General features: G+C 63.1%; 12 protein-coding genes. 9 read left to right on the forward strand and 3 right to left on the reverse strand.

Annotated features, from left to right (window positions below):
- Positions 1-258 precede the first annotated feature (258 nt).
- Positions 259-888: a TetR family transcriptional regulator C-terminal domain-containing protein gene (locus LB528_RS06735; protein ID WP_224714416.1), complete on the reverse strand. Its 630-nt coding sequence runs from the start codon at positions 886-888 to the stop codon at positions 259-261.
- A gap of 230 nt (positions 889-1,118) precedes the next feature.
- Here LB528_RS06735 and LB528_RS06740 point away from each other — a divergent pair, with 230 nt between their 5' ends.
- Positions 1,119-2,447, forward strand: coding sequence for an aspartate aminotransferase family protein (locus LB528_RS06740; RefSeq protein ID WP_224714285.1), 1,329 nt, complete (start codon positions 1,119-1,121; stop codon positions 2,445-2,447).
- Between the two features lie 433 nt (positions 2,448-2,880).
- Here LB528_RS06740 and LB528_RS06745 read toward each other — a convergent pair whose 3' ends face one another.
- Entirely contained in the window at positions 2,881-3,519 is a 639-nt protein-coding gene (locus tag LB528_RS06745) for a TetR/AcrR family transcriptional regulator (RefSeq protein ID WP_040995887.1), read from the reverse strand.
- Between the two features lie 121 nt (positions 3,520-3,640).
- Here LB528_RS06745 and LB528_RS06750 point away from each other — a divergent pair, with 121 nt between their 5' ends.
- The 3 genes from LB528_RS06750 (at position 3,641) to LB528_RS06760 (ending at position 6,787) form a co-directional block, all read left to right on the forward strand.
- A complete protein-coding gene (locus LB528_RS06750) occupies positions 3,641-4,891 on the forward strand; it encodes a Zn-dependent hydrolase (RefSeq protein WP_224714286.1) in 1,251 nt (416 codons plus the stop codon).
- Positions 4,892-4,955: 64 nt separating this feature from the next.
- A complete protein-coding gene (gene hydA, locus LB528_RS06755) occupies positions 4,956-6,407 on the forward strand; it encodes a dihydropyrimidinase (RefSeq protein ID WP_224714287.1) in 1,452 nt (483 codons plus the stop codon).
- Between the two features lie 2 nt (positions 6,408-6,409).
- The gene (locus LB528_RS06760) at positions 6,410-6,787 is read left to right on the forward strand and encodes a hypothetical protein (protein WP_224714288.1); all 378 of its coding nucleotides are present in this window, start codon (positions 6,410-6,412) and stop codon (positions 6,785-6,787) included.
- Positions 6,788-6,873: 86 nt separating this feature from the next.
- On the opposite strand, the gene LB528_RS06765 is transcribed toward LB528_RS06760, so the two are convergent.
- Entirely contained in the window at positions 6,874-7,278 is a 405-nt protein-coding gene (locus LB528_RS06765) for a cupin domain-containing protein (protein ID WP_411962116.1), read from the reverse strand.
- A 119-nt stretch (positions 7,279-7,397) separates the two neighbouring features.
- On the opposite strand from LB528_RS06765, the gene LB528_RS06770 reads away from it, so the two are divergent.
- The 5 genes from LB528_RS06770 (at position 7,398) to LB528_RS06790 (ending at position 12,239) form a co-directional block, all read left to right on the forward strand.
- Positions 7,398-8,189, forward strand: coding sequence for an ABC transporter ATP-binding protein (locus tag LB528_RS06770; RefSeq protein ID WP_224714289.1), 792 nt, complete (start codon positions 7,398-7,400; stop codon positions 8,187-8,189).
- 403 nt (positions 8,190-8,592) lie between these two features.
- Positions 8,593-9,471 carry an ABC transporter permease gene (locus tag LB528_RS06775; protein WP_224714290.1) on the forward strand — a complete coding sequence of 293 codons (879 nt, stop codon included), beginning with the start codon at positions 8,593-8,595 and terminating at the stop codon, positions 9,469-9,471.
- Positions 9,468-10,622, forward strand: coding sequence for an ABC transporter permease (locus LB528_RS06780; protein WP_224714291.1), 1,155 nt, complete (start codon positions 9,468-9,470; stop codon positions 10,620-10,622). The genes LB528_RS06775 and LB528_RS06780 overlap by 4 nt, the downstream gene beginning before the upstream one ends.
- A 39-nt stretch (positions 10,623-10,661) precedes the next feature.
- Positions 10,662-11,633 (forward strand): ABC transporter substrate-binding protein, encoded by a 972-nt coding sequence (locus LB528_RS06785; RefSeq protein WP_095768959.1) that lies wholly within the window; start codon positions 10,662-10,664, stop codon positions 11,631-11,633.
- 168 nt (positions 11,634-11,801) lie between these two features.
- A complete protein-coding gene (locus tag LB528_RS06790) occupies positions 11,802-12,239 on the forward strand; it encodes a CHRD domain-containing protein (protein ID WP_224516404.1) in 438 nt (145 codons plus the stop codon).
- Positions 12,240-12,297: the final 58 nt, after the last annotated feature.

The following is a 12,297-nucleotide window of genomic DNA, read 5'->3' on the forward strand; positions in this document are numbered from 1 at the left end:
GGAAGCTCCTCGTCGTCCTCAACGCCATCATGCGCGACAAAACCGCATTCGCATGAACACAGTTGCCATTCCGTTACCTTAATCGAAGGGTGCAGCGGAGCAGAATTCTGGACGCTCCGAGGTCACGGAATGGATCCTCGGGTCTGCGCCGCGTCGCTTCGCTCCTTGCTCCGCCCGTGGATGACGAAGTGATGGGCGCCTCGGCCAATCTCCAAGGTCAGCAAAAGTTGGCCCCACATACGGGTCCACCTGTCGGCGCTAGCCCTTCGGTTTCAGCCCATCCAGGAACAACTGCTCCAGGACCCGGGCCGCGTCCTCGAAGCGGCCGTCGCCGCCGCGGTCGGCGCCGAGCACGGCGCGCACCTGGACGTCGAAATCGGCATAGTGCTGCGTCGTCGCCCAGATCGAGAAGATGAGGTGCCAGGGGTCGGTGCGGGCGATCTTGCCGGCGCGCATCCAGCCCTTGATGACGGCGGCCTTCTCGTCGACCAGGGTCTTCAACTCGCCCTCCAGCATCGGCTTGATGCGCGGCGCGCCCTGCAGGATCTCGTTGGCGAACAGCCGGCTTTCGCGCGGAAAGTCGCGCGCCATCTCAAGCTTCCTGCGGATGTAGCTTCTGAGCTCCGTCAGCGGATCGCCGATGTCGTCAAGCTCGCGCAATGGCGCCAGCCAGGTGTCGAGCAGGCGCTGCATCAACGTCTCGTGAATGTCCTCCTTGCGGCGGAAGTAATAGAGAAGGTTGGGCTTCGACATGCCGGCGGCCTCGGCGATCTGATCGATGGTCGAGCCGCGAAACCCGTTGGCGGAGAAGACTTCGAGCGCGGCTTCGAGGATCAGCTCGCGCTTTTCCTGCTGGATGCGGGTGCGGCGGGGAGCGGAGCCTTCCATCGCCGCCGTCATCCGTCTTCGCGCGAGCTCGCTGGACCAATTGTCTGGACCAGTTTTTCCTTGGGCTGTGGAGCGCGCTTTTTATGCCGCATTTCCGCTAGTAATCCCTTGTCCGCCGACAGGCGGTGCTAACGTTTGTCCAACCGGTCAAAAATTTGCGTAGCACGAAAACGCAGCGAAGACCAAGCGTTGGCCGCACCGAAACACGCTTACAAGGGGAAGTCTTGGTCATGTCCAACCGGCTGAAAGTCACGCCGAACGATCTCAGCGCATTCTGGATGCCGTTCACGGCAAACCGCCAGTTCAAGCAGGCGCCGCGCATGTTCGTGTCCGCCAAGGACATGCATTACACCACCAGCGACGGCCGCAAGGTGCTCGACGGCACTGCGGGCCTGTGGTGTGTGAACGCCGGCCACTGCCGGCCGAAGATCACCGAGGCCATCCAGAACCAGGCTGCCGAGCTCGACTACGCGCCGGCTTTCCAGATGGGCCATCCGATCGTGTTCGAGCTGGCGAACCGGCTGGTCGATATCGCGCCCAAGGGCATGGACCATGTCTTCTTCACCAATTCCGGATCGGAATCGGTGGATACCGCACTCAAGATGGCGATCGCCTATCACCGCGTTCGCGGCGAGGGCTCGCGCACCCGCCTGATCGGCCGCGAACGCGGCTATCACGGCGTGAATTTCGGCGGCATCTCGGTCGGCGGCATCGTCTCCAACCGCAAGATGTTCGGCACGCTGCTCGGCGGCGTCGACCATCTGCCGCATACGCATCTGCCGGAGAAGAACGCCTTCTCGAAGGGCGTTCCGGAACATGGCGCGGAACTGGCGAACGATCTCGAGCGGCTGATTGCGCTGCACGATGCTTCGACCATCGCGGCCGTCATCGTCGAGCCGGTCGCCGGCTCCACCGGCGTCATCCTGCCGCCGAAGGGCTATCTGCAGAAACTTCGAGAAATCTGCACGAAGCACGGCATATTGTTGATTTTCGATGAAGTGATCACCGGCTTCGGCCGCCTCGGCGCGCCGTTCGCTGCGGACTATTTCGGCGTCACCCCGGACATCATGACCACCGCCAAGGGCGTCTCCAACGGCGTCATCCCGATGGGCGCGGTGTTCGTCAAGAAGGAGATCCACGACGCCTTCATGACCGGCCCGGAGCACATGATCGAGTTTTTCCACGGCTACACTTATTCGGGCAACCCGATCGCCTGCGCCGCGGCGCTCGGCACGCTGGACACCTACAAGCAAGAGGGCCTTTTGACGCGCGGCGAGGAGCTGGCGCCTTACTGGGAAGACGCGCTGCATTCGCTGAAGGGCGAACCGCATGTCATCGACATCCGCAACATCGGTCTGATCGGCGCGATCGAGCTGGCGCCGATCGCCGGCAGCCCGACCAAGCGGGCGTTCTCGGCCTTCGTCAAGGCGTTCGAACGCGGCGCGCTGATCCGCACCACCGGCGACATCATCGCGCTGTCGCCGCCGCTGATCATCAGCAAGGGCCAGATCAACGAGCTGATCGACCATGTGCGTGAGGTGCTGAGGTCGATCGACTAGGAAGCTCCGGGAATGGTCTCTGCCAAGCGCGAAGCGGCTTTGGAAAAGGAAAGGCAGTCTCTCGAGGCTGCCTATTCCGCTGCCTTGCTGGTTGCGCTTCGCGACTGCGCGGATGGCAGATGGGGACTGTTCGGCCAGAACGAAGGAACGCTTCCCGCCTCTCTTGAAAGCCGGTATTTGCCGGAAAGTGCAAAGCGGCTCGCCGCGATAGGCGACGAGCTTGTCGCGGTCGGGAAGAAATGGGTTTTGTCGACCTGTTTGCGCCCATGCAACGACTGGCTGAACTGAGGACGGAACGCGGGCCTAATCGGCCAGGGGAGCCGCGGCTGGCGCAAATGTTCCTCGATGAATTGAAGGAATAGCACGAGCCTGCGAAGCACGCAGGCAGGTCGGCGGGTCGCACCGACCGATCGTTTGTTGCGATGGCAGTCAATCAGGCGGGCTGCGCGCCGATGCCGGTCAGGATCACCCGCTTGATGTTTTCCTTGGCTTCCCGCCATTGCCGGTCGGAGAGCGACTTGCCGCCGTTCAGCGTCTCGATCTGGTGGCCGAAATCGGCGTAATGCTGGGTCGTGGCCCAGAGCATGTAAAGCAGATGACGCGGGTCCACCGGGTCCATCTTGCCCTCCTCGATCCAGCGCCTGATGATCTCGACGCGGCCGTCGGTCCATTCGCGCAGCGTCGATTCCATATAGTCCTGAAGCACCGGCGCGCCGTGCATCACTTCCGAGGCCCAGACCTTCGAGCCGTCTGGGTGGCGACGCGATATTTCCATCTTGGCGTCGATGTAGGCGCTGATGCCGTCCACCGGGCCGCGCGCCGCGTCGAAGCAATTGGCCGCCTGCAGCCAGATCTCGAAAATGTTTTGAACGACGGACCGGTAGAGCTCTTCCTTGGTGGCGAAATAATAGTGGAGATTTGCCTTCGGCAGCCCCGCCAGATCGGCGATCAGCTGCATCGTGGCGCCGCCGAACCCGGCTTCCGCAAACACCTTTTCGGCGGCGAGCAGGATGGCTTTTTCGTTCTCCCGCCTTATATCCTGGCGTCGCATGGGACGGGTGGGTTCGGTCATGTCTCCCCCAAGATTCTCGTTGACCGCTTGGTCAGCTTGTGTAGTCTGAAAGCTGACCATACGGTCAGGATGCAAACCACTCAAGGGGCGACAAGACCCCTGGTGAAAATGGGAACCGCAAATGGCCGCACCCGGCGAAAACCTGCGAGTGAATTCAGACCGCTTGTGGGATTCCATCATGGAGATGGCGAAGATCGGCCCCGGCATTGCCGGCGGCAACAATCGCCAAACACTGACCGATTCCGACAAGCAAGGCCGCGAGCTGTTCAAGTCCTGGTGCGATGAGGCCGGGCTCACCATGGGCGTGGACCAGATGGGCACCATGTTCATGACGCGGGCCGGCACCGATCCGGACGCGCTGCCGGTCTATGTCGGCTCCCATCTCGACACCCAGCCGACCGGCGGTAAATATGACGGCGTGCTCGGCGTACTTTCCGGCCTGGAGGTGGTGCGCTCGCTCAACGATCTCGGCATCAAGACCAGGCACCCGATCGTCGTCACCAACTGGACGAACGAGGAGGGCGCTCGTTTCGCGCCGGCGATGCTCGCCTCGGGCGTGTTCGCCGGCGTGCACACCCAGGAATATGCCTATGCCCGCAAGGATCTCGACGGCCTGACCTTCGGCGACGAGCTGAAGCGGATCGGCTGGGTGGGCGACGAGACGGTCGGGGCGCGCAAGATGCACGCCTATTTCGAATATCATATCGAGCAGGGGCCGATCCTCGAAGCCGAGAACAAGCAAATCGGTGTCGTGACCCACTGCCAGGGCCTGTGGTGGCTGGAGTTCACGCTGACCGGCAGGGAAGCGCATACCGGCTCGACGCCGATGAACATGCGCGTCAATGCAGGCCTTGCCATGGCGCGCATCCTGGAGATGGTGCAGACGGTCGCGATGGAAAACCAGCCGGATGCCGTTGGCGGGGTGGGCCAGGTGAAGTTCTCGCCCAATTCCCGGAACGTCCTGCCGGGTACGGTGATCTTCACCGTCGACATCCGCTCGCCGGACCAGGCCAAGCTCGACGGCATGCGCGCCCGCATCGAAAAGGAAGCACCGAAGATCTGCGAGGCGCTCGGCGTGAAATGCTCGGTCGAGGCGGTCGGCCATTTCGACCCGGTTACCTTCGATCCGACGCTGGTCGGCCGCGTGCGCACAGCCGCCGAAAAGCTCGGTTACAGCCATATGAATATCATCTCCGGCGCCGGCCACGACGCCTGCTGGGCGGCCAAGGTGGCGCCGGCGACCATGGTCATGTGCCCCTGCGTCGGCGGCCTCAGCCACAACGAGGCCGAGGAGATCACCAAGGAATGGGCGGCGGCGGGCGCCGACGTGCTGTTCCACGCGGTGGTGGAGACGGCGGGGATCGTCGAATGACCGACTAGATCAATCACCTCGCAACGCCGCTCGCAAAGAAGCGCGAATGAACAGGGGAACAGATATGACCAAAGTCATCCGGAATGGCACCGTCGTCACCGCCGATCGCACGTGGAAGGCCGACGTGCTTATGCAGCATGGCAAGATCGTCGCCATCGGCTCCAACCTGCACGGCGACCATGAGTTCGACGCCACGGGCTGCTACGTCATGCCGGGCGGCATCGATCCGCACACCCATCTCGAAATGCCCTTCATGGGCACTTATTCGGCCGACGATTTCGAATCCGGCACGCGCGCCGCCCTTTCCGGCGGCACGACCATGGTAGTCGATTTCTGCCTGCCGGCGCCGCAGCAATCGCTGCTGGAAGCGCTGCAGATGTGGGACAACAAGACCTCGAAAGCTTCCTGCGATTATTCCTTCCACATGGCGATCACCTGGTGGGGCAAGCAGGTGTTCGACGAGATGGCTCAAGTCGTCGACCGGGGCATCACCTCGTTCAAGCATTTCATGGCCTATAAGGGCGCGCTGATGGTGGACGACGACGAGATGTATTCGTCGTTCCAGCGTTGCGCCGGTCTCGGCGCGCTGCCGCTGGTCCATGCCGAGAATGGCGACGTGGTTGCGGCGCTTTCGCAAAAGCTTCTAGCCGCCGGCAACAACGGCCCCGAAGGCCATGCCTATTCGCGCCCGCCGGAAGTGGAAGGCGAGGCGACAAACCGCGCCATCATGATCGCCGACATGGCGGGCGTGCCGCTCTACGTCGTGCATGTCTCCTGCGAGCAGAGCCATGAAGCGATCCGCCGCGCGCGCCAGAAGGGCATGCGCGTTTATGGCGAGCCGCTGATCCAGCACCTGACGCTTGACGAGAGCGAATATTTTAACAAGGACTGGGACCATGCGGCGCGCCGCGTGATGAGCCCGCCCTTCCGCAGCAAGTGGCACCAGGATTCGCTGTGGGCCGGCCTGCAGGCCGGCTCGCTGCAGGTAGTGGCGACCGACCATTGCTCCTTCACCACCAGCCAAAAGCGCAACGGCATCGGCGATTTCACCAAGATCCCGAACGGCACCGGGGGGCTCGAAGACCGTTTGCCGGTTTTGTGGACGCGAGGCGTCAACACCGGGCGGCTGACGATGAACGAGTTCGTCGCGGTAACCTCGACCAACATCGCCAAGATCCTCAACATGTACCCGAAGAAGGGCGCGATCGTCGAAGGCGCCGACGCCGACATCGTCGTATGGGACCCGAAGCGCAACAAGACGATCTCGGCCAAGAACCAGCAGTCGGTGATCGACTACAACGTCTTCGAAGGGTTCGAGGTGACCGGCCTGCCGCGCTTCGTCTTCTCGCGCGGCGAACTCTCGATCGAGGAAGCGGACGTGAAGGCCAAGGTCGGCCATGGCGAGTTCGTCGCCCGCGAGCCGAACGCCGCGGTCAACCGGGCGCTGTCGACCTGGAAGGAGATTTCCGCGCCGCGCAAGGTGGAGCGAACCGGCATTCCGGCCACCGGGGTCTGACCATGCGGGCTCTTCATCTTGCGATCGCGGCGGCCGCGATGCTGGCCGCCGGCCAGGCTCATGCCGCCGGCATCGACCTCAGCAAGCCTTACGGCGACAAATATGGCTGCATCAACAGGAACGGCCAGCAGGTCGCTGCCGACAAGATGCTGCTTCTGACCGACAAGGAACTGATCACGGCGGCCAGCGCCTGCACTTTCAGCGACCGCCAAGCGCAGGCCGACGGATCGCTGGTGGTGACGGCAAAGTGCGAGGCGGAGGGCGAAGAGGGGCAGGCGCCGGCCAAGTTCACCATCAAGCGCAGCGCGAAGAATGCGAAGAAGCTGGTGGTGGCCGACGAGGACGGCAATGTGATGGGCGAAGTCGCGCGATGCAAATGACGGCGATCCCGTCCGTTCCTGTGAGACGTATTCGTTCCGGCCGCATTTATGCGACGCCAAGCGATGCCGCTTGGCTGCAAAATGCCCTAAGCGACGAGGCCATCCAGCTCCGGCAGCAGGACGACGCTTTCCTGCTCGTTGGGATCGGTGCGGGCGATCACCGCCGAAGACGGGGCGTCGCTCAGATTGGCGGGCAGATGCGGCACGCCCGCCGGAATGTAGAAGAGGTCGCCCGCCTTGACGACGATGTGGTGCTCGAGCCGGTCGCCGTACCAGGTGTGGACTTCGCCGGAGAGCACGTAGATCGCCGTCTCGTGGCTTTCATGCATATGCGCCTTGGCGCGCGCGCCGGGCGGCATGGTGAGAAGATGCATGCAGATGCCGGAGGAGCCGACGGTTTCGGCGGCGATACCGGCGAAATAGCTCAGCCCCTGCTTGCCCTGATAGGTGCTTTCGGGGCGAACGAGACGACAGGTGGGTTTAGGCGACATCGGCAAGGCTCCGGGCGGCGTCGATCGGGTGGGACAGGACGAGTGGAAAGCAACGCTATCATAAAATCAACCGGATTGCGGACAGCGCGGCAGCGGCTGCGAAAGGCAGGCTGCAGCCAATGACCGAACAGCAGCCAGCCGTCGTTTCGGCAAGCAAGCTCGGCCTCACCTTCCAGACCAATGACGGTCCGGTGCAGGCGCTGTCCAATGTCGATCTGACCATCGGCAAGGGCGAATTCGTCTCCTTCATCGGCCCGTCCGGCTGCGGCAAGACGACCTTGCTGCGCGTCATCGCCGATCTGGAGAAGGCGACCTCCGGGACGATCTCCGTCAACGGGATGACGCCGGAGCAGGCGCGCGAAAAACGCGCCTATGGCTACGTCTTCCAGGCTGCCGCCTTGTTTCCGTGGCGCACGATCGAGCGCAATGTGGCTTTGCCGCTGGAGGTCATGGGCCTCAGCCAGGCCGAGCAGGCGGAGCGCATCAAGCGCACGATGGAGTTGGTCAATCTTTCCGGCTTCGAAAAGAAATATCCCTGGCAGCTTTCCGGCGGCATGCAGCAGCGCGCCTCGATCGCGCGCGCTCTCGCCTTCGATGCGGATCTGCTCTTGATGGACGAACCGTTCGGCGCGCTGGACGAGATCGTGCGCGACCATCTGAACGAGCAGCTTCTCGACCTCTGGGCGCGGACCAACAAGACGATCTGCTTCGTCACCCATTCGATCCCCGAGGCGGTGTATCTGTCGACGCGCATCGTGGTGATGTCACCGCGGCCCGGCCGTGTCACCGACATCATTGAATCGACGCTGCCGAGGGAGCGGCCGCTCGACATCCGCGAGACGCCGGAGTTTTTGGCGATCGCCGCGCGGGTGCGGGATGGCTTGAGGGCAGGGCATAGCTATGATGATTGAGGGGGAGGAGTTTTCTCCTCTCCCCACCGGGGAGAGGGTGGCCGGAGCGAAGCGGACGCCAGGTGAGGGGACGGCCACTCGCGCGTTCGTCATCGTAGGGCGGAGCGACGCGAAGCGGAGCGCAGACCCTAGGATCCATGCCGTGACCTCGGCCGAAGGGTCAAAGCGGTGGAGAATGCCCGCTAAACACCGCAGGGCGCAGGGAGCTTTATTCTGGAACATCGCGGAGCTCAGAAGTAACGGAATGGATCCTAGGGTCTGCGCTGCGTCGCTTCGCTCCTTGCTCCGCCCTAGGATGACGAAAAATACCAGTGCCGCCGCAGCACTCCAGTCGAACGTGCCCGGCCTCCGCTTTGCTCCGGCCACCCTCTCCCCGTGGGGGAGAGGAGAAGGGCGGCGCTAGATGGACTCCTTCCGCTCCAAGATCTTCCCTGTCACCGCCATTCTCGCCGGCGTGGTCGTGCTCTGGTACCTATTCGCCGTCATCCTCAACGCGCCGTTCCAGCGCGATCTCGACGCCAGGGCCAACGAAACGCCCGGGGCGGTCGAGTTCATCGGCAAAACGCTGTCGCAGCCGAAGCCGACGCTACCGGCGCCGCATCAGGTGGCGGTGAATTTCTTCCAAAACACCTTCCTGCGGTCCGTCACGTCGAACCGCAGCCTGGTCTATAATGCCTGGGTGACATTGTCCTCGACGCTGCTCGGCTTCGCCTTCGGCACCGCGCTCGGCATCGTCATTGCGGTGGGCATCGTACATGTGGCGACGCTCGACCGCAGCCTGATGCCGTGGATCATCGCCTCGCAGACCATTCCGATCCTGGCGGTGGCGCCGATGATCATCGTCGTGCTGGCGGCGATCGGCATCACCGGCCTGATCCCCAAGGCGCTGATCTCGACCTATCTGTCGTTCTTCCCGGTCGCCGTCGGCATGGTGAAGGGCCTGCGCTCGCCCGAGCTCATGCATCTCGACCTGATGCACACTTATAATGCCAGCGCTTCGCAAACCTTCTGGAAGCTGCGGGTACCGGCCTCGGTGCCATTCCTGTTCACCTCGATGAAAGTGGCGGTGGCGGCAAGCCTCGTCGGCGCCATCGTCGGCGAATTGCCGACGGGTGCGGTCGCCGGCATCGGCGCGAAGCTGCTTGCGGGCGCCTATTACAGCCAGACGATCGATATCTGGTCGGCGCTTGTCGCGGGGTCCGTCGTCGCGGCGCTGCTGGTGATGGTCGTGGGCATCGCCGGACGCCTGGTCGACCGCGCCATGGGCGGGAGGCCGGCATGAATTGGCTGAAGCCATCATGGCAAGCGGTGCTGGCAATCCTGCTTTGTCTCATCGCCTTTGCGCTTGGCGCAATGACGAAGCCGGAGGCAGCCGCGCTGGCGGAGCCGGCCGCAACGCTGGCCTATCCCTATATGGGCGCCAAGGGGCTGTTCATCGGGCTGCTGCTCATTGCGGCGCTGGTCTCGACCTTAAGGCTGACGCCGGTCGTCGAGGCCATCGTGCTCTTCGTCGGCGCTCATGCCGCAGCCTGGCTCTTGGTCAAGGGCATCGCCGGTTTCGAGAGCACGGCGCTGGCGCCATATTTCCTGCTGCTTGCCGCTGCCTGGCTGCTTGCCTGGCACTGCGTTGCCTTGCTCTCCTCGTTGCGTCCGAGCGGGAGCGTCGCAAGGAACGCGCTGCGCCTGATCATCCCGGCGATCTTCGGCGCCTGGATCCTGATCATCTGGGAGGCGGTGACGCGCGGCGCCGGCATCCCCTTCATTCTTTTGCCGCCGCCGAGCGCCATCGGCGCGCGCATCGCTAACTCGCTGCCGATCCTGGGGTCGGACGTGCGGCAGACGATCTTCAAGGCGGTGCTGATCGGCTATGTCGTCGGCAATCTCGCCGGCTTTACTGTCGCTATCCTCGCCGACCGCGTGCCGTTCCTGCGGCGCGGGCTGCTGCCGATCGGCAATATGGTTTCGGCGCTGCCGATCATCGGTGTCGCGCCGATCATGGTCATGTGGTTCGGCTTCGACTGGCCATCCAAGGCCGCGGTGGTCATCATCATGACCTTCTTCCCGATGCTGGTGAACACGGTGGCGGGGCTTGCCGCGTCCGGACATATGGAGCGCGACCTGATGCGCACTTATGCATCGGGCTACTGGCCGACGCTGCTCAAGCTCAGGCTGCCGGCGGCAATGCCCTTCATCTTCAATGCGCTGAAGATCAACTCGACGCTGGCGCTGATCGGCGCCATCGTCGCCGAGTTCTTCGGAACGCCTGTGGTCGGCATGGGATTTCGCATCTCGACGGAAGTCGGGCGGATGAACATCGACATGGTGTGGGCCGAAATCGCAGTTGCAGCACTTGCGGGTTCGGTCTTTTATGGCGTGGTCGCTCTCGTCGAGAGAGCCGTCACATTTTGGCATCCCTCTGTCCGTGGTGGATAGGGGCGGTGGGTTTGGGTGCTAACTTCAGAGGGTAATAAGATGAAAAGACTGCTGATTTCTGCTCTAGCCGGCGCCATGTCGCTGGCCGCCTTCCAGGCCATGGCCGCCGACAAGGTGACACTGCAACTGAAATGGGTCACGCAGGCCCAGTTCGCCGGCTATTATGTCGCCAAGGCCAAGGGTTTCTATGACGCCGAAGGTCTCGACGTCGACATCAAGCCGGGCGGCCCGGACATCGCGCCCGAGCAGGTGATCGCCGGCGGCGGCGCCGACGTCATCGTCGACTGGATGGGCGGCGCGCTGGCGGCCCGCGACAAGGGCGTGATGCTGGTCAACATCGCCCAGCCGTTCAAGAAGGCCGGCATGGAGCTGGTCTGCCCCAAGAACGGTCCGATCAAGACGGAAGCCGACTTCAAAGGCCACACGCTCGGCGTCTGGTTCTTTGGCAACGAATATCCGTTCTACGCCTGGATGAACAAGATCGGCCTCAAGACCGATGGCGGCCCGGACGGCGTGACCGTGCTCAAGCAGAGTTTTGACGTGCAGCCACTGATCCAGAAGCAGGCCGACTGCATCTCGGTGATGACCTATAACGAATACGGCCAGGTGCTGGACGCCGGCTACAAGCCGGAAGACCTGGTCGTGTTCAACTACTCCGCCATGGGCAACGACCTTCTAGAGGACGGGCTCTACACGCTCGAGGACAAGCTCAAGGACCCGGCCTTCGAGGACAAGATGGTGCGCTTCGTGCGCGCCTCGATGAAGGGCTGGAAATACGCCACGGAAAACACCGACGAGGCGGCCGAGATCGTCGTCGACGCCGGCGGCCAGGACGAGAACCACCAGAAGTTCATGATGAAGGAAGTGGCTAAGCTGGTCGACAATGCCGACGGCAAGCTGATCCCGGCCGCTTACGAGCGCACCGCCAAGGCGCTGCTCGATCAGAAGATCATCAGCAAGGAGGCGAGCGGCGCTTACACCACTGCGATCACCGACAAGGCGATCAAGTAAGCTCCGCTCTCAATGCGGAGGATGGAAGGGGCGGGCGACCGCCCCTTTTTCGTTGCTTGCGGTAAAAAAATAACTGCGTGCCGGGATACATTCAGCCGCTCGGCCGTTAATTGGCGCATCCGCGCGCCGGGGAGCCGCGGAGGATGCTGCAATCAACGGAGGTTCTTCATGCGCATCCTATCCGTGCCGATGCTTTCGGCCTTGGCCGTTTCGACCGCCTTCCTTCTCGCATCGCCGGCCATGGCCGAGATGGTGAAGTACAAGGCGACGCTCGACGGCAGCCAGCAGAGCCCGCCCGTCACCACCAAGGGCAAGGGAACCGCCACACTCACCTTCGACACCACAAGCAAGAAGCTCAGCTGGAACGTCAAATATTCCGGCCTCAGCGGGCCAGCCGTGGCCGCCCACATACACGGGCCGGCGGATAGGGGCGCAAACGCAGACCCGGTCATCCCGTTCAAGAAGCTGAAGAGCCCGATCAAGGGATCGGCGACGCTGACGGACGCGCAGGCAGCCGATCTGGAGGCCGGCAAATATTACGTCAACGTCCACACAGCCAAGAACAAGGACGGCGAGATCCGCGGCCAGATCGAGAAGGCGATGTAGCGCCCGATAGGATCGCGACAATTCGGACGTCGGCGCGAAGGAACTCTGCCTACGCCTT

The sequence above is a fragment of the Mesorhizobium sp. CA4 genome (assembly GCF_020165075.1).
In the GTDB taxonomy this organism is placed as follows: domain Bacteria; phylum Pseudomonadota; class Alphaproteobacteria; order Rhizobiales; family Rhizobiaceae; genus Mesorhizobium.